Below are 24,919 nucleotides of genomic sequence, written 5' to 3'. Positions count from 1 at the left end.
GACTATTCGAGGCCTGTCGATACCCTGTTGGGCGTGCCGACCGCCTGCTTACGTGACTGGATCACGCGCAGCGCACTGATCACCGCATCGGTACTGCTCGTCGGCGGCTGCACCGTCAGCCCGCCACCTGCACCGCAGAGCACGGACACCACGGAAACCGCGGCTCCACCGCCACCGAAGGCCACGCAGATCATCATGGCCATCGACACGATCGGCCCCGGCTTCAATTCGCATCTTCTGTCCGACCAGTCGCCGGTGAATGCGGCCATCAGCTCGTTGGTCCTGCCGAGTTCATTCCGGCCTGTCTCGGACCCGGCATCGCCGACGGGCTCGCGCTGGGAGCTGGACAACACGCTGTTGGTATCGGCAGAGGTGACGAACGACGACCCGTTCACCGTCACCTACAAGATCCGGCCGGAAGCGCAATGGACCGACAACGCGCCGATCGCCGCCGACGACTACTGGTATCTCTGGCGGCAGATGGTCAGCCAGCCCGGTGTCGTCGACCCCGCGGGCTACGACCTCGTCACCGGCGTCCAGTCGATCGAGGGCGGGAAGACGGCGGTGGTGACGTTCTCGCAGCCGTACCCGGCGTGGCGGGAGATGTTCAACGACATCCTGCCCGCGCACATCGTCAAGGACGTTCCGGGTGGCTTCGCATCGGGCTTGACTCGGGCGCTGCCCGTCACCGGCGGCCAGTTCCGCGTGGAGAACATCGATCCGCAGCGCGAGGAAATCCTGCTGGCGCGCAACGACCGGTACTGGGCCGAGCCGGCGAAGCCCGACCAGCTTCTGTTCCGACGCGCAGGCGCGACGGCGGCGTTGGCGGATTCGATTCGCAACGGCGACACACAGGTCGCCCAGGTGCACGGCGGCGCTGCGGCGTTCGCGCAGCTGTCGGCCATTCCCGATGTGCGCACGTCGCGGATCGTCACGCCGCGGGTCATGCAGATGACGCTGCGGGCACAGCAGCCGAAACTCGCGGATGTCCAAGTGCGCAAGGCGATTCTGGGTCTACTCGACGTCGATCTGCTGGCGTCTGTCGGTGCCGGCAGCGACAACACCGTGACGCTGGCACAGGCGCAGGTGCGCTCACCGTCGGATCCCGGTTATACGCCGACGGCGCCGCCTGCGTTGACCCAGGCGGCTGCCCTCAACTTGTTGGGAGCCAGCGGTTACCAACTGGTGCCAGTCGATACACCGCCGACGCCGACGCCGGGAACGCCAGTGCCCGATGACGACCGCGGGCGCATCACGAAAGACGGCGTGGCGCTGTCGTTGGTGATAGGCGTGGCGACCAACGATCCGACTTCGGTCGCGGTCGCCAACACGGCCGCAGACCAACTACGAAACGTCGGTATCGAGGCGTCGGTTCTTGCCATGGATCCCGTTGCGCTCTACGGCGATGCCCTCGCCCAGGACCGGGTTGACGCGATCGTCGGCTGGCACCAAGCCGGCGGCGACCTCGCCACCGCCCTGTCGTCACGGTACGGCTGCCCTGCACTTGAGGCGACACCGGTGACGACGACGACGGGTGGGCCCCCGACGTCGCCGACCTCGTCGATGTCCAGCCCTCCAAGTCCACCGCCGACGCCCGGCACCACGACGGCGACGCCGACGACACCGAGTCCAGCTCCGGAGTCCGATGAGCTCATTCAGGCGCCGTCCAACCTCACCGGCATCTGCGACCGAAGCATTCAGCCGAAAATCGATGCGGCGCTACGGGGTACCGAGAACATCGGCGAGGTGATCGATGCGGTCGAGCCTCGGCTGTGGAACATGTCGACGGTGCTGCCGATCCTGCAAGACACGACGATCGTTGCGGCCGGTCCGCGGGTGCAGAATGTCAGCCTGTCGGGTGCGGTGCCTGTCGGGATCGTCGGCGATGCCGGCATCTGGGCCAAGAAGCCGCAATAGGTTTGCATGCACATCGGCCCGTCAGGGGTTGAGGCCAGCGGTGTTCACCGGCGTCCTAGCGGCGCGACTCCGCTCGATCAAGAGTCGGAACGAGTGGGCCGCGACTGCTGCGACCAGGAAGGGGACGAGTAACCACCATGGCGGCCTTGCTAGCTCCCACACGAAAATCGCCGCCCATATCGGCGCCCGCTGGGTAATCGCGAGGACTCCGGCCGCGCACGTTAACGAGACGGCCGGAACGCTGACGTGATGTTCGGTCCAGGTGTTGATCGCCAATGCCACAACGGATCCCATCGCCGCGCCGGTGGCCAGCGCGGGGGTGAGCATGCCGCCGACAGCGCCGGCACGCAGGAAGACAGCCGTGAGAAGTGGTTTGAGGAAAAGAATGACGACGGCCACGCCCAACGTCATGCCGCTGTTGAGGCTGACCGTCAGGATGCTCTTCCCGTTACCCGGCAGCTCCGCGTATCGGATCGAACAGATGCCAATGAGTAGTCCCGCCGCGGCGATCGCCGGTATCAGAACCCAAGACTTCGTGACGGTGGCGGGCCGTGCGCGAGCCATGATTCGGTTGAAGGCCAGCCCTACGCCAAGGGCCAGCGGCGCGAGTACGACCGCGAAAGCTGCCAGCAGATAGGACAGTTGGGGATCGGGCCAGTCTAGCGGCGCGGACTCATGAGTGACCGGCGAAGCGACCGCTACCGCAAGGCTGGAGGTGATCAGCGCCGTGCCGACGGCCCGCGGGTGCCAAGTCTTCAGGATGATGGCGGTGGCGAAGAGAGCTCCGCCGACCGGCACACTGTAGACCGCGGCCAAACCGGCGCCGGCGCCGCAAGCGAGCAGGATTTCGCGGTCTCGTGGGGTCAGAGCCCACCGGGAGGTGCCGAGATCGCCAAGGGCAGCGGCGAATTGGCGGGGTGCACCCTCACGGCCAAGAGAGGCGCCCGAGCCGACGATCAAGACTTGAAGTGCGGCGTCGATCGTCATCGTGAGTCGTGGAATCGGCCCGTGGTTAAGGATTGTCTCCGTCAGCGGCGGCACCTCGGTGCGCCGGCGCAGCATCCACCAGCCGAACCCGGCAAGCGCCCCACCGATCATCGGGCCGACAGCTCGTCGCACCGGGCTGCTGTCCGTGACTCCGGCCAGCAGCATGCCGAACGTATAGTGGTAGGTCAGGTGCTCGACGAAGCGCAGCAGCAGCGTCGTGCACAAACCGGCGACTCCGGCCAAGAGCCCGATGACGATGATGCCGCAACAGAACTCAAGGTTGCGGCGAGTCACACTGTGAATCTAAGCCCACGTCCGCGAGTTCTGCAGGCGGGTCGGTTATTTCGATAAAGCACAGCCCGGCTGCAGAATTCGACGAGAAACCAATGCCCACCCCGTCATGAGGTGGGCATTGATCTTCGAGCAGCCGCTACTCAGCCGCTGTCTTAGCGGGTTCCGCAGCGCTGTCCTTGTCGTCATCGTCGTTTCCGCCGCCGAGGACCTTCTTGACCAGATCGCGGACCGGCGTCTTGCCGAAACCGAGCTCATGCTTGGCGGTGGTTGTAGTCGCGGCGTCTTTGTTGTCCGCCGCAGCTCCGTCAGCGTCCTTACTGTTGTTGTTCTGATCGAGCGGGTTGAGCTTGAAGACGTTCAGCTCGACGCGCGGGCGGTGCTTCTTCGGTGTGACTTCTGGGCCTTCAGCCGCAGCGCCGCCTTCCACGCCCTTGTTCTCGGTCAGTGTGAGGTTGCTCTGATCTTCACCGGTGGACTCGGTTCCTTCAGAAGTCCGCAGAGCGGCTGTATTCGCGCTCGCAGCCGAGGGCAATGCACCAAAGACCTGTTCGACAAGCCCTTGCAACACCGCGATGGTGCCGGGAGGCAGAAGGGACAGTCCGGTGGCGTTCGGCTTCAAGCCGATTCCCCCGGGTAGTAGGCCATAAATGAAACCTGGGTTCTGGATGAGTCCCGGTGCGAAGGCCTCGTTTGCCCCAGGGATCGCTTGGAGGGCCGGCAGAAGCGACAGCAGATTGGGCCCGTAGCCTCCGTTGACAACGCCGTCGGCGACCGTACCGGGCGCACCAATCAGGTTGGTTACTAGTTCTCCTATGCCGTCGGAGTTGACGATGTTTTGAAGCGCGGTTCCGACGGCTCCTGTGCCGCTGATCGCCGGACCGAGCAATCCGACGGTGGCGAGCCCCAGGAAGGCTTCCGCGTCGGCTTCCGACACACCGAGGATCTTCGCGACCAGGGGCGCCCCGAGCTCAACCACTGACAACGTCGCCCCGGTAAGCGTGTAGAGCAACGAGTTGATGCCATCTTCGATGGTCGAGTCGGGGGCGGGTGCCGCCAGGGCGCTGACGCTCTCAGCACTCATCGAAGTGGTGCTGAAAAGACCGAACAGCTGATCGACGAGACTCTGCAGCGTGGGGATGGCGCCGGACGCGACATATGTACCAGGAGCGAAATAGGTCAGGAGATCTTCCACATCGCCCGGGTTGATGAGTCCCCCGGCCAGTAGCGTATAGGCCGTCGTCGGTAACCCTAATCCCAATAGGGATACGAGGTTCGGTCCGTACCCTCCGTTGACGAAGCCGTCGGCGATCGTGCCGGGAGCACCAATGAGGTTGTTGAGGAGTTCCTCGAGTCCGTCGGAGTCGACGATGTCTTGGAGCGCAGTCCCGATTGCGCCCGTTCCGCTGATCAACGGGCCAAACAGTCCGATTGTCCCGAGCGCGAGGAAGATCGCCGCTTCCGTCTCCGAGACTCCGAGGATCTGCGCGACCAGGGGCGTCGTGAGTTGGGCGATGGACACCCCCGCCTCGGTTGCGGCGAACACCAGCTTGTTGACCGCATTCTCAATCTCATTGGCAGTCAGCTGCACCGCCCGCTCGACCTGCACCGTTGGATTCGACATCTGGATGTCAGGTGGTGTCACGGAGATCGGGGCGGCGACGAGCACGCTGGCCCCGACGAGGGCCACCCCGGTGGTGACGTACGGGCGAAGTGCGAGTTGCATGAGACCTCCTGGCCATCGACTGTGATGCAGCACTCAGGAATCTATGTCGGAAAATTCACGTAATTCTCAGGTTCAGGGCCAACGGGCAGCGCGGTATTTGCATATGCAATAAGTCCGCTTACGGCTATTGATTAGCTGTATGCGGCGAGGTATTCGATAGTTGGTTAGGTCGGCAAATTATCGAACAAGGATGCGGATCGTATGCCCACCTGGTTCTGCCGGAAAAGTGTGCTCAGCAACAGCTTATTAGCCATAACGGCGCGCCAATCATCGCTAACAGCAAGTTCTTGCATCGTGTAGTTTGCCGCAATACCGTGCATACCCTCTGGCGAACTCGGCCGATCGAGGCCCCGGCTGGAGCCCAATGGAACCACCCGGCTCGTGCGCAACACCACAGTTACATCCGACGATCGGACGCGCGCGAAACGTGCCGTTAACTAACGGCGATGTCAATTTTCATGATCACGAGCAGATTACGGGAGACTCGCTCGACACGCCGATGACCGACAACGGCCTTCGTCCTCGGTAGCTACCTTCAAGGGGCGTGGTGCTGGCGGCAATCTCGCGAACCGACCTCAGACGTGGACCGGCCCCGCTGTCTGTGGTGTGGGCACCTTCGACAGCGGGGCCGATAGAGAAGGCATCGGCGGCTCCCCCTCCGCCACCCGCACCTAAGTGCGGGGCTTCGCCTTCTACGTCCAGGCAGCGCCGGCGATCTCGCGGACCGCCAACAATTCCGCAAACTATCTGCGAGCTGCTAGTGACCAATCTATTACACAATTCTCAGCTGAATCTTGGGTCCGGGCGGATTTATTGCGTCGGCAACTACATAGTTTGATCAGGGTAATTAACCCTAGCCACATGGAATGCGCGGCGCGATCCCGTCGGCAAAAGGCGCCGACACCTGAGAGGCCAAGGGGAGGTCGCGCGGAAACTGGCAACCACCCGCAATCGTCGTTAGTGTCGCTAGGTAGCTAGCCCTTCAAGATCACGCGGAATTAGCTGGCGGAGTCGCTGGGCATACGAAAAACCGTATTTGCGCTGAGCGCATCTCGAGATCCGCGCTGTGCGACGCATTTGCTGAGTTGTCTAACAACCTCGCGGCGGCCAGCCGCGGCAGTTACGGCCTCAGCAACCAATCGACATGGCGCCGCCACGTGGAACAATAATAACTGGCCATGCGAGAAAAATGCTCTGTACTGCTCACTTCCGCCTTAACATGAGTCGCTCGCAACCCGCCATGGCCGGATCCTGGCAATGACCTGTGTGCCCGACGGCTGAGATCCCGCCCAGCGCCCCGGATCGGTATACGGCGGTATGTTCGGTTCGATGCCTGCGCCTGAAGCTCCTCGCCTGCTCTTCGTCCACGCGCACCCGGATGACGAAACCCTCACGACTGGCGGCACCATCGCCCACTACATCGCCAACGGCGCCGACGTCCACGTCGTCACCTGCACTCTCGGCGAAGAGGGCGAGGTCATCGGCGAGCGCTACGCCCAACTCGCGGTTGACGCCGCCGACCAGCTTGGCGGGTACCGCATCAGCGAGCTGACAAAGGCGCTCTCAGCTCTTGGCATCAAAGAACCCAATTTCCTTGGCGGGCCCGGACGCTGGCGCGACTCCGGCATGGAGGGCACCAACCCGCGCCACCATCAGCGGTTCGTGGATGCAGACATGCGCGAGGCGGTCGGCGAACTCGTCGCCATCATTCGCAGGCTGCGTCCCCACGTGGTCGTTACCTACGACCCCAACGGCGGCTACGGCCATCCCGATCACATCCAGGCCCACCGAGTCACCACCGAAGCCGTCGTCGCAGCAGCGGGTGACGATTACCCGGGCGCGCCGTGGAAGGTGCCCAAGTTCTATTGGACGGTCACCTCAACGAGCGCGATGGGCGCCGGCCTCGACAGCCTCGACGGGCTACCCGACGGATGGGTGCGCGTGACGATCGACCTCATCCCGTTCGGTTATCCCGACGACAAGATCGACGCCGTCGTCGATGCAAGTGAACAACTTCCCGCCAAGGTGGCGGCGCTCCGTGCGCACGCCACCCAGGTCACCGTCGCGCCGAACGGTCGTTGCGGCGCGCTCTCCAACAACATTGCATTGCCCATCCTCGCTGAGGAGCACTACATACTCGTGGCCGGCGAACCCGGAGACCGCGACGACCGCGGTTGGGAAACCGATCTGCTCGCCGGATTGGATCTCGGATAACCGGGCTAGACGCGCTAAGCTTCGACCAACCCGCGGCAGAGACAAAGGACAGTCATGGATCAGGATCTGGACCCCAACCTGCAGCACTGGCAGGACCGTCTGGACAGCTACCAGTGGGTGATCGGTTCGATCACATCGGTGCTCGACAGCATCCCGACCTGACCCCGCCGCCCGACGACACTCGGGCACTGCGTGCCGTCGTCCTCACGTTGCTCGGTGTCAACGGCGTCATCTCGGCTGTAGTTGCCGCGTTCTTCCTCTCGATCCGCATCGGCCCGGTTCCGTTCCCCATCAGCGCGTTGATCAGCGGTCTGCTCAACGCCGCGCTGGTGTGGGTCGCGCTTCAATGGACGTCGGCGCCGCGGCTGGCGGCCCTGCCGCTGTGGACCTGGCTTGCGACGGTCGCGGCGATGACGTTGCCGGGTCCCGGCGACGACGCGGTGTACGCCGCCCAGTGGCAATTGCTGCTGCTGATCGCGGTGGGTGCGATTCCGCCGTTGATGCTGTTGTACCGGCGCAACCAACCGCGCTAGCCGCTACTCGTCGGCGGCCGGAGCAGGTCGATTCTTGACCGCGTCGCCGGCGTCCTTCGCGGCCTCTCGCGCCTGCTTCACAACCTTTCTCGCGGTATCGGCCAAGCTCTTCACCACGCTGGTCGAAGCGTTGGCGACACCGGCCACGGACTTGTCGGGCTTGCCCGGCCGCAGAGTGTTGGTCGCGTCGCTCACAGCCTTGGTCACGGCACCGCGGATCGCACCGGGAGCCCGGACCACGCCATTGCCCGCCTCCTCCGCGGCCGCGCCGACGTTCGTCGCGTCATCCGTCCGGCGTTCGATCAGCCCGGCGCGCAACCCGTTGCTCTCGATTGGTTGGCTTTTGACGATCGACGGGACGGTGCTGACCTCGGTCGTACGGTCCAGTTCGCGTGTCTGTGCGGCCGCCGTCGGGATCAACGGGAACCCCGCGAAATAGTTGATCTCATTGATCCCGGTGTTGATCAGCGAGTTCAGGATGCTCACCTGATCGCCCGCGATATTGGCCAGCGGGATTGGGGCGAGCACGGCTCGCAACACGTCGATGCCGTAGTCGATGCCGTTGCGGACGGGGACGTAGATCGCGTCGACCAAATCGCTGGCAGCGTTCGTCGCACCCACCTCGGGGGTCAAGCCCGCCGTCGCGACGCCTGCCGTCTGCGTCTGCAGAAGTCCGAACCACGGTAGGTATGGGATCTGCGGGGGCCCGAATGGGAGGGGCGGCAGGAAGCCCCACCCCCAGCGGATCTCGGCGTTCAGAAAGCCGATGCCGGCATTGGCGGAGTCGAGGATGCCGTCGTTGAGGGCTTGGAGGAAGCTTTTCGAGCCGCCGATCCAGTAGGCGATGTTGTAGGTGATCGTCTCGGCGATCGGTTCGATTAGGTTGAAGTAGAAGATGCCGATCTGGTCGCCGATGAGGTAGCCGAATGGGATCCAGCCGACCAAATACTGAGCCCATTGCACGCCATAGGCGACGATGGGCTCGATGAAGTTGTAGGCGTTGATGATTGCGTTGCCTAGACCGGGGAACGAGAAGAGCGCCGCGGTCGGGGCAGCCTGCTGATCGACCAGGGCGGTCGAGACGCTCGACGGCCGCGATCGCCTCTGGGCCGCCGCCAGCCAGGCGGTCAACTCGGCACGGTCGATCAGTGGTTGTGTCTTTGCCGACAGCTGAACTGCGCCCGCGGGCTCTGAGCGCGGCGGGGCCGCTGGTTGTATCGACGGGGCGGCGGCGATGGCGGTGACTGTGAGCGTCGCGACCCCGGCCATCAGAATTGATCGCGCGGAGATCGTCATCAGAATCCTCCCAGTTCCTGCCCCGACCGGGACGAACCTACGCGGACGCTCACGTGGGCGTAGCCGAATGGCCGCCTTACCCGCGTCGGCCTCCACAGTCGCGAAGGCTGCCGACACGCAGACCGATGCGCGGACTACTGTGGCGATATGCCAGGCGCCCATGTTTCAGAATGTGAGACGCGCGGATGATCATCGACGAACGTGGGGTTACACGGGAGTGGCTCTGAACCCCCAGCACGGCACCGATCTGCCCAGCCCGGTGGTCCCATCCATTTCTGGCGCCCCCAGCACCGCCGCTTTGCGGCGGGTACTTCGGCGCGCCCGCGACGGGGTGGCGCTGAACGTCGACGAGGCCGCCATCGCGATGACCGCCCGCGGTGACGACCTGGCCGATCTCAGCGCCAGCGCCGCGCGAGTGCGCGATGCCGGGCTGACGTCGTCGGATCGGCGTGGGCCCAACGGTCGGTTGCCGGTCAGCTACTCCCGCAAAGTGTTCATCCCGGTCACCCACCTGTGCCGTGACACCTGCCACTACTGCACCTTCGTCACCGTCCCCGGCAAGCTGCGCGCCCAGGGCCTCGGCATGTTCATGGAGCCCGACGAGATCCTCGACGTCGCCCGGCGTGGTGCCGAACTCGGTTGCAAGGAAGCGCTTTTCACGCTCGGCGACCGGCCCGAGACGCGATGGGACGAAGCGCGGCAGTGGCTCGACGAGCGCGGCTACGACTCCACACTGGACTACGTGCGTGCGATGGCGATCCGCGTCCTGGAGGAGACGGGCCTTCTCCCGCACCTGAATCCGGGTGTGATGAGCTGGTCGGAGCTCTCGCGGCTCAAGCCGGTCGCGCCGTCGATGGGCATGATGCTGGAGACCACGTCGCGGCGGCTGTTCGAGACGAAAGGGCTCGCCCACTACGGCAGCCCGGACAAGGATCCCGAGGTTCGGCTGCGCACGCTCGACGATGCCGGTCGACTGTCGATTCCTTTCACCACCGGCCTACTGGTCGGCATCGGCGAGACGCTGACCGAGCGCGCCGAGACGATGCACGCGATCCGCAAGTCGCACAAAGCGTTCGGCCACGTCCAAGAAGTCATCGTGCAGAACTTCCGCGCCAAGGATCACACCGCGATGGCTGCGACGCCCGACACCGGTATCGACGACTTCCTGGCGACGGTCGCCGTGTCCCGCTTGGTGCTCGGCCCCAAGATGCGCATCCAGGCGCCGCCGAACCTGGTCTCGCGCGATGAGTGTCTCGCTCTGATCGGCGCAGGCGTCGACGACTGGGGCGGCGTTTCGCCGTTGACCCCCGATCACGTCAACCCCGAACGGCCATGGCCGGCTCTCGACGAACTCGCCGCTGTCACCGCCGAAGCGGGCTACGACTTGGTGCAGCGGCTGACCGCCCAGCCGCCCTACGTTCAGGCCGGCGCGGCGTGGATCGACCCGCGGGTGCAGGGCCACGTCGCCGCGCTTGCCGATCCCGACACCGGTTTCGCGAGGGACGTCAACCCTGTTGGGCGGGCCTGGCAGGAGCCCGACGAAGCGACCGAGTCGCTCGGCAGGACCGATTTGCATTCGGCGATCGATGCCGAGGGGCGGCTGACGGCCACCCGCAGCGACTTGAACAGCGCCTTCGGTGACTGGGAGTCCATCCGGGAGAAGGTGGGAGAGCTGGCGGCCCGCGCTCCGGAGCGCATCGACACCGACGTCGCCTCGGCGTTGCGTGCGGCCGAACGCGACCCGGCCGGGCTCACCGACGACGATTACCTTGCTTTGGCCACCGCCGACGGCCCGGCACTGGAAGCCGTTGCTGCGCTGGCGGATTCGCTGCGCCGCGAGACCGTCGGTGACGACGTCACGTTCGTCGTGAACCGGAATATCAATTTCACCAACATCTGCTACACCGGATGCCGGTTCTGCGCGTTCGCCCAACGGAAGGGCGACGCCGACGCCTACTCGCTGTCGACCGACGAGGTGGCCGATCGGGCGTGGGAGGCCCACGTCGCAGGTGCGACGGAGGTCTGCATGCAGGGCGGCATCGACCCCGAGTTGCCGGTCACGGGATACGCCGACCTCGTGCGCGCGGTGAAGAAACGGGTGCCGTCGATGCACGTGCACGCGTTCTCTCCGATGGAGATCGCCAACGGTGTCACCAAGAGCGGGCTGTCCATCCGGGAGTGGCTGATCAGCCTGCGCGAGGCCGGGCTCGACACCATCCCCGGCACCGCCGCCGAGATCCTCGACGACGAGGTCCGCTGGGTGCTGACCAAGGGCAAGCTGCCCACGTCGATGTGGATCGAGGTCGTCACGACCGCGCATGAAGTCGGGCTGCGGTCGAGTTCGACGATGATGTACGGCCACGTCGACACGCCTAAGCATTGGGTCGGGCATCTGCGCGTGCTGCGCGATATCCAGGACCGCACAGGCGGGTTCACCGAGTTCGTGCCGCTGCCGTTCGTGCACCAGTCCTCTCCGCTGTATCTGGCGGGCGGGGCACGGCCAGGCCCGACGCATCGCGACAACCGTGCCGTCCACGCGCTGGCACGAATCATGCTGCACGGCAGGATCTCTCACATCCAGACCAGCTGGGTCAAGCTCGGCGTGGAGCGCACGCAGGTGATGCTCAATGGCGGCGCCAACGATCTGGGCGGCACGTTGATGGAGGAGACCATCTCCCGGATGGCCGGTTCGGAGTTCGGCTCGGCGAAGTCCGTCGAGGAGCTGACCGCGATCGCCGAGGGTATCGGCCGCCCCGCCCGTCAGCGCACCACCACCTACGCGCCGCTCGCGGCGTAGGACCTGCGGCGTAGCGCGAATCAAGGCCGAAATCCCGCCTTTGAGGTGAACCGGGTGCCAAGCTCGGCACGTATACGAAGTGACAGCCGCCAACCTCAGCCCCAGGAGCGCGCCTTGACGACGTTGTTCGGATTGCCTGCCCATGCCCTCCTCAACCACACGATCGTGGTGCTCGCACCGCTCCTCGCACTGCTTGAGATTCTGTGCGCCCTGTGGCCAGCAGCACGACGGCGACTGGTGTGGCTGAACCTCGCGCTTGCCGCCGCGGTCGTTGTTTTGACGCCGTTGACGGTGTCGGCCGGTGAGTGGCTGTACAACCAGTCACCCGAGCATTCGGCGATTTTGGAGACTCACGAGCAACGCGCGGAATGGGCGATCTACTTCGCGATCGGACTGCTGGTGGTTGCCGTCGTCCAGGCGGTTCAGCACCGGATCGAGTCACGATCGGCGGAGCCCAAGCGGGCGTTGGCGGTGATCGCCGCAGTCCTCGCGGTTGTGGTGGGCGGGTGGGCCACCGTTGGCATCGTGCTGATCGGCGACGCGGGTGCGCGCGCGGTGTGGGGTGGGGAATAGAAGCGGACTAAGGTCCGTTTACTCTCTTCGAGGTGTCGGAAAGGCCGGCGCCAACACTTGAGGAGAGTCACATGACCGCAGCCACCGCTACGACCAAGCTCAGCGTAGGCACCTGGGCGATCGACCCCGTCCACTCGTCGATCGCGTTCTCGGTGCGCCACCTCCTGGTGAGCAAGGTGCGAGGGCACTTCACGACGTTCTCCGGCGCGGTCGTCGTCGCCGAGGACGGCACCCCGTCGGTGACTGCTGAGATCGCCGTCGACTCCGTCGACACGCGCAACGAGCAGCGCGACGCCCACTTGAAGGCCGCCGACTACTTCGACGCCGAGAACTATCCGACCGCCACCTTCGTCTCGACCGGTGTACGCGAGAGCGGCGACAAGTACGTGCTCGACGGCGATTTCACCCTCAGGGGCATCACCAAGCCCGTCAGCCTCGACCTCGAGTTCAACGGGACCAACCCCGGCATGGGCCACGGCGAGGTCGCCGGCTTCACGGCGTCGGTCGTGCTGAACCGCAAGGACTTCGGTATCGAGGTTGACATGCCTCTGGAGACCGGCGGCACAGTCGTCGGCGACAAGGTCACCATCACCCTCGAGATCGAAGCGCTCAAGCAGGTCTGACGCATCGCCGCGTGAGCGTGCACAAAACGCCCCGCGAACGTGCACGGAATGACGCTGATCTGCGGCGTGTCGTGTGCAGACACGCACGCTCGCGGTGCAAGGGGATGAGCTAGAGGCGGGCGGCGAGTTCGGTGCCCTGTTTGATCGCACGCTTGGCATCGAGCTCCGCCGCCACGTCCGCGCCGCCGATGATGTGCGGGTCGATCCCGTTGCGGCGCAACCCGTCCTCCAGCTCTCGCACCGATTCCTGGCCCGCGCAGATCACCACGTTGTCCACCTCGAGCACCTGCCCGCGCTCGTGATCCGGGCCGAAGCTGATGTGCAGGCCGTCGTCGTCGATGCGCTCGTAGTTCACACCGGATAGCTGCGTGACGCCCTTGGCCTTCAACGACGCCCGGTGCACCCAGCCCGATGTCTTTCCGAGTCGCCGACCTTGGGCGCCCTTGGTGCGTTGCAACAGATACACCTCGCGTGCGGCGGGCGAGGGGATGGGCGTCGTCAACGCGCCGCGCGCCTCCTGCGGGTCGGCCGCACCCCACTCCGCCTTCCACTCCTTGAGGTTGCGCGTCGAGGACTCGTCTGTGACCAGGAACTCGCTGACGTCGAAGCCGATACCGCCCGCGCCGACGACGGCCACCGTCTTTCCGACCGGCTTGCCCATGATCGCCTCGGCGTACGACAGCACCATCGGGTGGTCGATGCCGGGGATGTCTGGCATTCGCGGCGCCACGCCGGTCGCCAGCACCACTTCGTCGTATCCGGTCAGTTCGTCGACGCCGGCCCGGGTGCGCAGGCGCACGTCGACACCGTGCTTGGCGAGCATCCGCGTGAAATACCGGATCGTCTCGCTGAACTCCTCCTTGCCGGGAATCCTTCTGGCCATGTCGAATTGGCCGCCGATGACATCGCCTGCCTCGAACAGCGTGACGTCGTGGCCACGTTCGGCGGCGGTCACCGCTGCGGCCAACCCGGCGGGGCCCGCGCCGACCACGGCGACGCGGCGGGTGCGGCGAGTCGGCGAGAGCACCAGGTCCGTCTCCCGCCCGGCACGCGGGTTGAGCAGACACGACACCTTCTTGTGGACGAATGCGTGGTCCAGGCACGCCTGATTGCAGGAGATGCAGGTGTTGATCTCGTCGGCGACGTCGTGCTGCGCCTTGGCGACCCAGTCCGGATCCGACAGCAGCGGTCGCGCCATCGAAATCAGCTGCACGTGGGTGTCGGCGAGGATCTGCTCGGCCGCCTGCGGCATGTTGATGCGGTTCGATGCCACCACCGGGATTTCGACGTGTTCGGCCACCGCGCTGCTGATGTCGACGAACGCGCTGTTGGGTACCGAGGTGACGATCGTCGGGACCCGCGCCTCATGCCAGCCGAACCCGGAGTTGATCATCGTCGCCCCGGCCGCCTCGACTTCCGTTGCCAACGCGATGATTTCATCCCAGCTCTGGCCGTCGTCCACGTAGTCGGCCATCGACATTCGGTAGCAGATGATGAAGTCCGACCCGACTGCCGCGCGGCTGCGGCGCACGATTTCCACCGGAAAGCGCCTGCGATTCTCGGCCGAACCACCCCACCTGTCGGTCCGCCTGTTGGTGCGGGGGGCGAGGAACTGGTTGACCAGGTAGCCTTCGCTGCCCATGATCTCGACGCCGTCATAGCCGGCCTCGCGGGCCAGCTCCGCGCAATGGGCGAAGTCGCCAACGGTGCCGTCGACGTTTCTCAGCGCGCGCGGCTTGAACGGATTGAGCGGTGCCTTGATGCCCGACGCGCTGACCGAAAACGGATGGTAGGCATAGCGTCCGGCATGCAGGATCTGCAACAGGATCTTGCCGCCCTCGTCGTGTACGGCATCGGTGATGCGGCGATGACGACGCGCCTCCGACGACGACACCAACTGCGATGCGAACGGCAGCAGCCAGCCGGTGCGGTTCGGTGCGTATCCGCCGGTGATGATCAGGCCGACGCCGCCGCGGGCCCGCTCGGCGAAGTACGCGGCGAGCCGGTCAGTGTCACCGGCGCGATCCTCCAGGCCGGTGTGCATCGACCCCATCACCACCCGGTTGCGCAATGTGGTGAACCCAAGGTCCAACGGCGACAACAAAGTTGGGTACGGGTTGGTCATGTGTTCTTCCCCAGAGTCGCCGTCACTTCGTCCAGCCATTCGATGGCACTCTCTTCGGCCCGAATGCCGCCGCGCAGCACCAGGTATTGATGCAGAGCACTGCCGCTGAGTGCGCCAGGATCGGGGAATTGGCGCTTCTCGAATCCCCGGTAGGTGTCGAGCAACTCGGCACGCTCGGCGCGAAGTGCGCCGACCTGCACGCACAGCGCGGCTACGTCGCCGTATGCGGCCGCGCGAATCTTGACGGCCAGGTCCCGCGTGCGGTTGTCGGTCACCGAACTGCCCCGGCCCGTCAATGGCTCGGCGATCCAGCGGGCCAACTCGGCTCGGCCGGCGTCGGCCACGGTGTACACCTTCTTGTCGGGCCTGCCGTGTTGCACAACGGAGGTGGCCTGCACCCAGCCGTCGTCCTCCATCGCGCGCAGCGTGCGGTAGATCTGTTGATGGGTGGCGCTCCAGAAGAACCCGATCGAACGGTCGAAGCGGCGCGCCAGTTCATAGCCCGAGCCGGACTGCTCGGACAGCGAGACAAGGATCGCGTGCGGAAGCGCCACGACGGCAGCCTAGAAGCGGCGCGATCCATATGCAACTTGTTGCACTGCACCCGTGCGCATAGGGGTGTGCCGACTAGGCACGTGTATATGCAACGTCTAGTATCAGTAACCACGCGTCCACCCCCATGGGTGGGCGCAAAAAGTTAGGGCAGGCTGAGGTAGACCTCCACGCATCCGCATCGGATACTGGAGCGAATTTTCACCCATGCCCTGTACACAGGCAGCCCCATTGATCAGGTTGATCGAGAGGACTTGAGGAGTACTCAGTGACGTACACCATCGCCGAACCCTGCGTCGACATCAAAGACAAGGCATGTATCGAGGAGTGCCCTGTTGACTGCATCTACGAGGGCGCCCGCATGCTGTACATCCACCCCGACGAATGTGTGGATTGCGGCGCATGCGAGCCGGTCTGCCCCGTCGAGGCCATCTATTACGAAGACGACGTGCCGGATCAGTGGAGCGGGTACACCCAGATCAACGCGGACTTCTTCGCCGAGCTCGGGTCACCCGGCGGAGCGTCGAAAGTCGGCCAGACCGACAACGATCCGCAGTCGGTCAAGGACCTACCGCCTCAGGGTGAGGACTGATAACGGCTAGACCCGACGTGGTCCGCCGCGGCATCTCTGCGGGGCTGCCGGTATTTCCCTGGGACACGCTCGCCGACGCGACGACGCTGGCTCGCTCGCATCCCGACGGGATCGTCGACCTGTCCGTTGGCACGCCGGTTGATCCGGTCGCGCCCGTCATCCGCGATGCGTTGGCGGCCGCCAGCGCCGCGCCGGGTTATCCGACCACCGCTGGCACACCTGCGCTTCGCGCGTCGGCCGTCGCAGCATTGAGTCGCCGCTACGGCGTGACGAACCTGGCCGACGACGCCGTGCTGCCCGCGATCGGCACCAAGGAGCTCATCGCGTGGCTGCCGACGCTACTCGGCCTTGGACCCGACGATGTCGTCGTCGTGCCCGAATTGGCTTACCCGACTTATGAAGTCGGCGCGAAGTTGGCCGGGGCGCAGGTGCTGCTGGCCGACTCGCTGACCCAGATCGGTCCTCGATCACCGGCGTTGATCTATCTCAACTCGCCAAGCAACCCCACCGGTGCCGTCCTTGGCGCCGACCACCTCAGGAAGGTCGTCGGCTGGGCGCGCGAACGCGGCGCGATCGTCGCGTCGGATGAGTGCTACCTGGGCCTTGGCTGGGATGCCGCACCTGTCTCGCTGCTGCATCCCTCGGTCTGCGACGGCGACCACACGGGCCTGCTGGCGATTCACTCGCTTTCCAAGACGTCCTCGCTGGCGGGTTACCGTGCCGGCTTCGTCGCAGGCGATCGCGGCTTGATCGCCGAATTGCTGGCCGTTCGCAAGCACGCGGGGATGATGATGCCGACGCCCGTGCAGGGCGCCATGGTCGCCGCGCTCGACGACGACGCACACGAACGCGATCAGCGGGAGCGCTACGCGCGACGTCGCGATGCGCTGCTGCCCGCCGTGAAGTCCGCCGGTTTCGACGTTGACCACTCCGAAGCCGGGTTGTACATCTGGGCGACGCGGGGTGAGCCGTGTCGTGACACGGTCGGATGGCTTGCGCAGCGAGGGATCCTCGTCGCCCCAGGCGAGTTCTACGGACCGCGCGGCAGCCGGCACGTTCGAATCGCGTTGACCGCCACCGACGAACGGATCGACGCCGCCGTCGAGCGGCTTGCCGCCTAGTTACACCGTCTGCCCGCGCAGGACGCCGAACCTGCAATACCGTCGCGTCATGAGCGATTACGACGTCGAGGCTGTCGACCGGCTGCCGTTCACGACGCCGGAGAAGTCCGCGCGCTACCGCACCGAGGACTACCAGGGTGCGACGGGCCTGAACTGGTACACCACCGATCCCACCCTGCAAGCCGCGATGGCCTACTACCTACAGCCCGATGAGCTCGCGGTCGCCACGCCGCACCTGACGCGTATCGGCGCGCTGATGTCTGGCCCGGTCTCGCGGTGGGCGGAGGAGACCGACCGCAACCCGCCCCGGCTCGAACGCTACGACCGGTGGGGCCACGACGTCAGCCGGGTGATCATGCCGACCTCGTTCGACGAATCCCGCCGAGCCGTGCTGGATGCCCAGAAGGCGCTGCGCAACGACGCCCGTGGCGCAGGCATGAGCTCGTCGCTGCCACTGTTCGCGTCGAACTATCTGCTCAACCAGGCCGATATCGGGATGGGCTGCGCGCTGGGCACCGGCGGCGGCATGGTGAAGGCTCTGGTGGCGGCGTACGCCCCGGCCGATGTGCGCGACCACGTGCTGGCCAAGTTCGAGTCGGGTGAGTGGGAGGGGCAGACCGCCCAGCTGCTGACCGAACGGACCGGCGGATCTGATCTCGGCGCACTCGAGACGACGGCAACGCGCAACGGAGACGCGTGGCTGCTCAACGGATTCAAGTGGTTCGCGTCGAACTGCAACGGCGAGGCGTTCGTCGTGCTCGCCAAGCCCGAGGGAGCACCCGACTCCAGCCGGGGCGTCGCGACGTTCCTCGTGTTGCGGACGCGCCGCGACGGGTCCCGCAACGGTGTCCGCGTGCGCAGGCTGAAGGACAAGCTCGGTACCCGCTCGGTCGCGTCGGGTGAGATCGAGTTCGTCGACGCCGAAGCGTTTCTTCTGTCCGGCCAAGCCAGTGACGACGCGGGTCCATCCGACGGCAAGGGCCTTGGCCGGATGATGGAGCTGACGAATGCCGCACGCCTCGGCATCGCGCTCTTCGCGCTCGGAAATGCGCGACGCGCCTTGGTCGAATCGTTGTGCTACGCCCAGCGTAGGCAGGCCTTCGGCGACGCGCTCATCGACAAGCCGTTGATGCGGCGCAAACTGGCCGAGATGATCGTCGACGTCGAAGCCGCCCAAGCGCTCGTCTTCGACGGCACCGGGGCCGCCAACCACCGGCAGCCGCGGCGGGTCCGTCAGCGCATCGCCGTACCCGTCACCAAGCTGAAGGTCTGCAGGCTCGGCATCACCATGGCATCGGATGCGATCGAAATCCACGGCGGCAACGGCTATATCGAGACATGGCCGGTGGCACGGCTACTGCGCGACGCGCAGGTGAACACCATCTGGGAAGGCCCAGACAACATCCTCTGTCTGGACGTGAAGCGCGGGATCGAGCGCGCGCAGGCGCACGAACCGCTTCTGCAACGTCTGCACGATGCGGTGTCGGTGTCCGACGCCGACGACACCACCGCACTTGTCGCTCGTCGTGTCGAGGACCTCGATGCGGCTATCACCGCGTGGAGCAAGCTCGGCGGTGCGGTCGCCGAAGCCAGGCTGTTCCCGCTCGCGAAGTTCATGGGTGACGTGTATGCCGGTGCCCTTTTGACAGAGCAGGCGGCGTGGGAGCTGGCCGAAAACCGAACAGACCGAAAGACTCTCGTGGCCCGGCTCTACGCGCAGAGATACCTGGCTGACCAAGGCCCGCTGCGTGGCCTTGACGCCGACGGCGACGAGGCCATCGAGCGTTTCGACGAACTGGTGACCGGCGCGCTGACGGGCTAGTTCCCCGGCGAGCAGACGCAAAAGGTCCCCAAAACGCGGCATTTCGGGGACTTTTGCGTCTGCTCGGCATATTGGGGTGAGCGCTATTGGGGTGAGCGCTCGGTCGCCCGCAGGCCGAGCGCGAGAACGAGGCGGTCGTCGGGATCGTCCAACGACGTCGACAACAGCTTCTCGATCCGACGCACGCGGTAGCGCACCGTATTCGGGTGCACATGCAGTCGATGTGCCACAGCGGAGATATCGCCGAACCCGTCCAGATAGGCGGCCAGCGTGTCGGCGAGCATCGGATCCTGCTCGCGCAGTTCGCGGACGCGCGGATCGATGAGCCGTTGCCTGCCTGCCACGTGCGCGACGATCTCGTCGAGCAGCACCGTGGTGTGCGCCTCGTCCAACGACGTGACTTGATCGATGGCGGTGGGGTGGCGGTCGGCGCTGTCGAATACCCGGTCCACCTCGGCGCGGGCTGCGGCAGCACCGGCCAGCCCGGCCAGCGGCGCGGCGATCACCGCCCGCATCGTCGTTCCCAGCTCGCGGCGCAACGCGGCGACCATGCCCCGCACCCACGACGTCACCGACGACGTCGCCCCGATCTTCGGCAACAGCACGTACACACGATCGCCGGAAGAGGCGACCTGCGCATCGGCGCGAAAAGCGCTCGCGCTCAACGCGATCACGTTGGACGGTACCGCGGCTCCCTCGCCGCGGAAGCCGACAAGCGCAGCGCGGCCGTCGGCGGCGATACCCAACTCGCGGGCGATCGCGCCGACGTCGGCGGGGCCCTCACCAAGCCCGAGCAGGTCTCCCACCAGCACCGTGTGCGTGGACGGCGCAGCCGCCAGCCGCGCCATGATGCGTGCAGCCAACACGGCCCCGCCGCGCAGCACCTCCTCCACGTCGTCGGCAAGCGGCGCAGAGCCCTGCTGCAGCCAGATCGTGCCCGCGAAGCCGGGAGGTCGTCGCGCGTCGGTGGCGGGCAGGTGGATGGCCACGGCGAGCCGGGGGCGCAGGCCGAGCTCGGGACGTTCGGCGACGCGGACGACCTCGCCGCTGGCCTGCAGGGCGTCGAAGATGCCCCACTGCCCGATCCATTCCAGATGCTCGGGCGGACCGGCGCGGCCCAGGATGGTCAACCTGCGCAGTTCGTCGGCCTCGGCGTTGGACGCCGAATAGGCCAGCACGTGTGACTGGTCGTCCTCGATGCTGATCATCCCGTGGGTGCGCTCGGCGATCGACTGTGCCAACCCGAACAGGTCGGTGCCGGAGTCGCTGCGCGGGTCGCCACGGTTGCCGTGGTGTTCGAACGCATGGTTGACCAGCTTGTAGAGCAATTCCCAGCGGGCGCGGGGTTCGACGGCGACCACCGCGCTGCCGAGTTCCGCCGCCAGTTTCGCCGCGGCGGGGGACGGCTGCTTGACGAAGATCGCGGCGGGCACCGCCCCGTTGGCCTGTTGCGCGATCCAACCGACCGCCTCCGCGTCGGACACCCCGAGCAGGAAGAACAGGTCGGCAGAGCCGGCGCCGAGGGCCAAACCGAGCCGGATGTCGTCGACGTCGACGAGCGCAACCGACCCCACCGGCATGTCCAGCCCGCGCGGCGCCTCGACCAGCGTCACCATCGTCCGGTCGAGGGTGAGCAGCAGCTGGCCGAGTGACAGTCCCTCGCGCTCCGCCATCGCCAACCCCCTTTTGTCCGATTCGACTATAAGTCCCCGACGGTGTTGTTCGATCAGCCATCGGTTAACGATGCTCGAAAAGGGGATCCTTACTGCATGGATGCCGTCACCGAGGTTCCGAGGCCGGTTAACGAGCCGGTTCTCGAATACGCACCGAACAGTCCCGAACGCACGCGCCTGCTCACCGCGCTCGCCGAACTGGCCGACGCTGACCCGATCGATCTGCCGCACGTCATCGGCGGCACGCACCGGATGGGCAGCGGCGAGCGCGTCGACGTCGTGCAGCCGCATCGGCACGCCGCCAAACTGGGCACCTTCACCAACGCCGAGCACTCCGACGCGACGGCCGCTATCGACGCTGCAATGGCCGCCAAGGACGCCTGGGCGAACACCCCGTTCGACGAGCGTGCCGCGGTCTTTCTGCGCGCTGCCGACCTGCTGGCCGGCCCTTGGCGCGAGAAGCTTTGTGCGGCAACAATGCTCGGCCAGTCGAAGTCTGCCTATCAGGCCGAGATCGACGCCGCCTGCGAGCTGATCGACTTCTGGCGGTTCAATGTCGGCTTCGCGCAAGAGATCATGGCGCAGCAGCCGGTCAGCGCCCGTGGGGTATGGAACCGCAGCGACTACCGGCCGCTGGAGGGCTTCGTATACGCCATCACGCCCTTCAACTTCACCGCGATCGCAGGCAACCTTCCGAGCGCGGCCGCGCTGATGGGTAACACCGTGGTGTGGAAGCCGTCGCCGACGCAGACGTTCGCCGCCTACCTGACCATGCAGCTGATGGAGGCCGCAGGCCTGCCGCCGGGCGTGATCAACATGGTCACAGGCGACGGGATCGCCGTTTCCGATGTGGCACTAACCGATCCGCGGCTGGCAGGCATCCACTTCACCGGCTCCACTGCGACATTCCAGCACCTGTGGCGAGAGGTCGGCACGAACATCGACCGCTACCACACCTATCCACGGCTGGTCGGTGAGACGGGCGGCAAGGACTTCGTGCTCGCGCATCCGTCGGCACGGCCCGACGTGCTGCGCACCGCTCTCATCCGCGGCGCCTTCGACTACCAGGGACAGAAGTGCTCGGCGGCCTCGCGGGCGTTCATACCCCGCTCGCTGTGGCAATCGATGGGCGACGACTTCCTCGGTGCCACAGAGGCATTGGGCTACGGCGACGTCGCCGACCTCTCCAACTACGGTGGCGCGCTCATCGACGACCGCGCGTTCGCCAAGAACGTCAAGGCCATCGAGCGCGCCAAGGGTGCCGCGGGCGTCACCGTCGCCGTCGGTGGCGAATACGAGGACAGCGAAGGCTATTTCGTCCGGCCGACGGTGCTACTTTCCGACGACCCCGGCGACGAGTCGTTCTCCACCGAATACTTCGGGCCGATCCTGTCGGTGTACGTCTACCCCGATTCGGAATACGAGCAGATGCTCGGCGTCGTCGACAGCGGAGCGAAGTACGCGCTGACCGGAGCGATCATCGCCGACGACCGCAACGCGGTGCTGCAGGCCCAGAACCGGCTGCGCTTCGCCGCGGGCAACTTCTACGTCAACGACAAGCCGACGGGCGCCGTCGTCGGCCAGCAGCCGTTCGGCGGGTCCCGGGCGTCGGGCACCAACGACAAGGCCGGCTCGGCGCTGAACCTGCTGCGATGGACGTCCGCCCGCTCCATCAAGGAGACGTTCGTTCCGCCCACCGATCACAACTATCCACACATGGGTTGAGGAGATGTCGTTGTGGAGTCTGCTCTTCGCACAAGCGCTCATCGCGTCTTTCAACGCGTCGCGCGCCCGGCGATTCTGGCTGCCAGCCGATCCGACGGACTGCGGCGTACCGCCGAGCGGCTACCGATCACCCGCGACGTCGTGCACCGCTTCGTGCCCGGAGAGTCGATCGACGACGTATTGAAATCGGTTGCGCAACTGCGGGATAGCGGCCGCATGGTCAGCATCGACTATCTGGGTGAGGACACCACCGCGGTCGAGGATGCCGACACGACGGTGCAGGCATATCTGGGTCTGCTCGATACGCTCGGCACGCGCCACGAGACGCCAAGCACGTCTGTGCGTCCGCTGGAGGTGTCGCTGAAGCTGTCTGCGCTCGGTCAGGCCCTGCCCCGGGACGGCGAGAAGATCGCCAGGGACAACGCCCACACGATCTGCGAGAGGGCCCAGAACGTCGGCGCCTGGGTGACGGTCGACGCCGAGGACCACACGACCACCGACTCGACGCTGTCCATCGTGCGTGACCTTCGCGCCGAGTTTCCTTGGCTCGGCACCGTTTTGCAGGCGTACCTGAAGCGCACGCTTGGCGACTGCGAGGAGTTCGCCGCCTCCGGCGCGCGGATCCGGTTGTGCAAGGGTGCCTACGACGAGCCGGCATCGGTGGCCTACCGCGACCACGAGGATGTCACCGACTCCTACCTTCGCTGCCTGCAGGCGTTGATGGCAGGGTCGGGCTACCCGATGGTCGCCTCGCACGATCCGCAGATCATCGACGCCGTGCCGGCAATGGTTCGCGACAACAACCGCGGCGTGGACGATTTCGAATACCAGATGCTCTTCGGAATCCGAGATGCCGAACAGCGACGGCTGGCCGACGCGGGCAATCACGTCCGGATCTATGTCCCGTTCGGCACGCAGTGGTACGGCTACTTCGTCCGCCGCATCGCCGAACGGCCCGCGAACCTGACGTTCTTCCTTCGTGCACTGGCTGAGCGGCGTCACTGACGACGGCGAGACTGCGCACAAATCGCGGGTATGCGTGAAATTGCGATCTGTCGCAGGCTCGCCGGTGTGGTGCGCGTGGTCGTAACCCGCTGCCCTATTCACATGCATGAAGACATGTGTGATTGTGGGTGGCGCTGCCGGGTCTTGACGGCCGCAATGCTCAGCGCGTCGTCCGCGACGGCGGCGCCTACCGGCTCCGGGTCAGCGAACGATGTGGTGGCCAGCCTGAAGAGTCAGGGCCACAACGTGATGCGGAACGGCTCGATTACCGAGCCGTTGTCGGAATGCAGCGTCACCGGAGTGCACAACCCGGATGCCGCAGGCCCCGCCATCGGGTTCACGACGGTGTATGTGCGACGTGACCTGCCCGGACGAATGAGCGGTCAGCCGGCCGGAAACGCTGCGACGTCCATGATGACGGAGCCGTCGCACGGGCCGCCGTAGATGTCGGTGCGCCAGCTGCCCCTCAACGTCCCGTCCGACTGCGGCGTGTAGTAGGCCACCGACCTCGCCGGGTTCCACACCTTCGGAACGCCTTCGCCCATATAGCAGTCCCACTGCCACTCGTAGACGTGCACCCATGTGGAGCCGTTCCAGGTGTAGCGGGGCGGCAGCGGGAGAGTCGGGTTGGCCGGCTTGGGGCCGTCGACCACAGTGGAGACGCACTCGCGAGAGCACTCGGTGACAAAGGTGTAGATGTTGCTGAAGTCCGGTTCGGGTTGGCGGGCAGCCAGGCTGGTGCCCGTCTTCTCGCCTGCGTAGCGCAACAGCGAGTACTTCCCGTTCCACACCTGGCCTGCGGCACCGGCGACCGGTGCTGCGCAGGCGTTGGCAGCGACAAGAGTGGCAGCGATCAGCGCCGTCCCGACTCGACATCGCCCTGCCCCCACGAGAGGCATAGCGTAGTCGCCGCGCCGGGCAATCCCGCGGATTAGGAAGCCGTGTCCGTCATCGGGAACGAATGATGTTCGTGCGCAACGACCCAGCGCCCGTCGAGCTTGCGCAGCCCGACGGTGATGCGCAACCGGTTGTCGGGGTTCGCGTCGAAGTGATCCTGTGTGCCGCACCGCAACAGCGCATATGCGAACGCCACGTCGGCGCCCGCGGTGACGTGGAGCTCCAACAGCTGGAATTGGGCGCCCTGGCGCAGCCACTCGAAGAACGGCGGCCACGACTTGCGGTACTCCTCGATGCCACGCACACCGTCGTACGGCGGCGGCACGTCGAACATCACGATCTTCGGATCATGATCGGCCACAACACCTTCGAGCTCCTGTGACTGTACCGCCTCGACCCAACCTGTGAACAGGTCGCGGATGGCTTGTTCGTCATCCATCGTCTCGCCCC

The 24,919-nt window shown here is 65.8% G+C and carries 19 protein-coding genes; 11 read left to right on the top strand and 8 right to left on the bottom strand.

Translation table 11 applies throughout. The features are described from left to right. Window positions 1-27 precede the first annotated feature (27 nt). Complete coding sequence (locus D6M19_RS11620; RefSeq protein WP_123025503.1) at window positions 28-1,917, top strand: ABC transporter family substrate-binding protein; 1,890 nt, start codon at window positions 28-30, stop codon at window positions 1,915-1,917. Window positions 1,918-1,938: 21 nt separating this feature from the next. On the opposite strand, the gene D6M19_RS11615 is transcribed toward D6M19_RS11620, so the two are convergent. Continuing rightward, window positions 1,939-3,198, bottom strand: a complete 1,260-nt coding sequence (locus D6M19_RS11615; RefSeq protein WP_123025370.1) for a chloride channel protein — start codon at window positions 3,196-3,198, stop codon at window positions 1,939-1,941. A 136-nt stretch (window positions 3,199-3,334) separates the two neighbouring features. Further along, window positions 3,335-4,921: a hypothetical protein gene (locus D6M19_RS11610; protein ID WP_123025369.1), complete on the bottom strand. Its 1,587-nt coding sequence runs from the start codon at window positions 4,919-4,921 to the stop codon at window positions 3,335-3,337. Window positions 4,922-6,250: 1,329 nt separating this feature from the next. On the opposite strand from D6M19_RS11610, the gene mshB reads away from it, so the two are divergent. Together mshB and D6M19_RS11600 are read left to right on the top strand one after the other, a co-directional pair. Further along, window positions 6,251-7,135, top strand: a complete 885-nt coding sequence (gene mshB / locus D6M19_RS11605) for an N-acetyl-1-D-myo-inositol-2-amino-2-deoxy-alpha-D-glucopyranoside deacetylase (protein WP_123025502.1) — start codon at window positions 6,251-6,253, stop codon at window positions 7,133-7,135. A 113-nt stretch (window positions 7,136-7,248) separates the two neighbouring features. Next, entirely contained in the window at window positions 7,249-7,668 is a 420-nt protein-coding gene (locus tag D6M19_RS11600) for a hypothetical protein (RefSeq protein ID WP_123025368.1), read from the top strand. A gap of 3 nt (window positions 7,669-7,671) precedes the next feature. Here D6M19_RS11600 and D6M19_RS11595 read toward each other — a convergent pair whose 3' ends face one another. Further along, window positions 7,672-8,964, bottom strand: a complete 1,293-nt coding sequence (locus D6M19_RS11595; protein ID WP_123025367.1) for a hypothetical protein — start codon at window positions 8,962-8,964, stop codon at window positions 7,672-7,674. 217 nt (window positions 8,965-9,181) lie between these two features. Here D6M19_RS11595 and D6M19_RS11590 point away from each other — a divergent pair, with 217 nt between their 5' ends. The 3 genes from D6M19_RS11590 (at window position 9,182) to D6M19_RS11580 (ending at window position 12,957) form a co-directional block, all read left to right on the top strand. After that, complete coding sequence (locus tag D6M19_RS11590; RefSeq protein ID WP_164478437.1) at window positions 9,182-11,761, top strand: bifunctional FO biosynthesis protein CofGH; 2,580 nt, start codon at window positions 9,182-9,184, stop codon at window positions 11,759-11,761. Between the two features lie 114 nt (window positions 11,762-11,875). Beyond that, a complete protein-coding gene (locus D6M19_RS11585; RefSeq protein WP_123025365.1) occupies window positions 11,876-12,334 on the top strand; it encodes a DUF2231 domain-containing protein in 459 nt (152 codons plus the stop codon). Window positions 12,335-12,405: 71 nt separating this feature from the next. Next, window positions 12,406-12,957 (top strand): YceI family protein, encoded by a 552-nt coding sequence (locus D6M19_RS11580; protein ID WP_123025364.1) that lies wholly within the window; start codon window positions 12,406-12,408, stop codon window positions 12,955-12,957. A gap of 109 nt (window positions 12,958-13,066) precedes the next feature. Here D6M19_RS11580 and D6M19_RS11575 read toward each other — a convergent pair whose 3' ends face one another. Next, on the bottom strand, window positions 13,067-15,082 hold the full coding sequence (locus D6M19_RS11575; protein ID WP_123025363.1) for an NADPH-dependent 2,4-dienoyl-CoA reductase: 2,016 nt from the start codon (window positions 15,080-15,082) through the stop codon (window positions 13,067-13,069). After that, a complete protein-coding gene (locus D6M19_RS11570; RefSeq protein WP_123025362.1) occupies window positions 15,079-15,636 on the bottom strand; it encodes a PadR family transcriptional regulator in 558 nt (185 codons plus the stop codon). The genes D6M19_RS11575 and D6M19_RS11570 overlap by 4 nt, the downstream gene beginning before the upstream one ends. Before the next feature lie 266 nt (window positions 15,637-15,902). Here D6M19_RS11570 and fdxA point away from each other — a divergent pair, with 266 nt between their 5' ends. From fdxA to D6M19_RS11555, 3 genes are read left to right on the top strand one after another with little or no spacing between them, the layout of a single operon-like run. Continuing rightward, window positions 15,903-16,226, top strand: a complete 324-nt coding sequence (gene fdxA / locus D6M19_RS11565) for a ferredoxin (protein WP_067071854.1) — start codon at window positions 15,903-15,905, stop codon at window positions 16,224-16,226. Window positions 16,227-16,258: 32 nt separating this feature from the next. Continuing rightward, on the top strand, window positions 16,259-17,347 hold the full coding sequence (gene dapC, locus D6M19_RS11560; RefSeq protein WP_234834824.1) for a succinyldiaminopimelate transaminase: 1,089 nt from the start codon (window positions 16,259-16,261) through the stop codon (window positions 17,345-17,347). Between the two features lie 49 nt (window positions 17,348-17,396). Next, the gene (locus tag D6M19_RS11555; protein WP_123025360.1) at window positions 17,397-19,169 is read left to right on the top strand and encodes an acyl-CoA dehydrogenase family protein; all 1,773 of its coding nucleotides are present in this window, start codon (window positions 17,397-17,399) and stop codon (window positions 19,167-19,169) included. Window positions 19,170-19,252: 83 nt separating this feature from the next. Here the strand turns inward: D6M19_RS11555 and D6M19_RS11550 are convergent, their stop codons facing one another. Next, window positions 19,253-20,842, bottom strand: coding sequence for a PucR family transcriptional regulator (locus D6M19_RS11550; RefSeq protein WP_123025359.1), 1,590 nt, complete (start codon window positions 20,840-20,842; stop codon window positions 19,253-19,255). 96 nt (window positions 20,843-20,938) lie between these two features. Here D6M19_RS11550 and pruA point away from each other — a divergent pair, with 96 nt between their 5' ends. Beyond that, window positions 20,939-22,567: an L-glutamate gamma-semialdehyde dehydrogenase gene (gene pruA, locus D6M19_RS11545; protein WP_123025358.1), complete on the top strand. Its 1,629-nt coding sequence runs from the start codon at window positions 20,939-20,941 to the stop codon at window positions 22,565-22,567. A gap of 12 nt (window positions 22,568-22,579) precedes the next feature. Then, entirely contained in the window at window positions 22,580-23,572 is a 993-nt protein-coding gene (locus tag D6M19_RS11540) for a proline dehydrogenase family protein (RefSeq protein ID WP_123025357.1), read from the top strand. A gap of 383 nt (window positions 23,573-23,955) precedes the next feature. Here the strand turns inward: D6M19_RS11540 and D6M19_RS11535 are convergent, their stop codons facing one another. Then, window positions 23,956-24,429, bottom strand: a complete 474-nt coding sequence (locus D6M19_RS11535; RefSeq protein WP_407665328.1) for an Rv2253 family sensor-like surface protein — start codon at window positions 24,427-24,429, stop codon at window positions 23,956-23,958. 74 nt (window positions 24,430-24,503) lie between these two features. Continuing rightward, window positions 24,504-24,908, bottom strand: coding sequence for a YybH family protein (locus D6M19_RS11530; protein WP_123025356.1), 405 nt, complete (start codon window positions 24,906-24,908; stop codon window positions 24,504-24,506). Between the last annotated feature and the right edge of the window lie 11 nt (window positions 24,909-24,919).

It is taken from the genome of Mycolicibacterium stellerae (assembly GCF_003719305.1).
GTDB classification, from domain to species: Bacteria; Actinomycetota; Actinomycetes; order Mycobacteriales; family Mycobacteriaceae; genus Mycobacterium; species Mycobacterium stellerae.
This window is presented reverse-complemented; position numbering and strand designations above follow the sequence as displayed.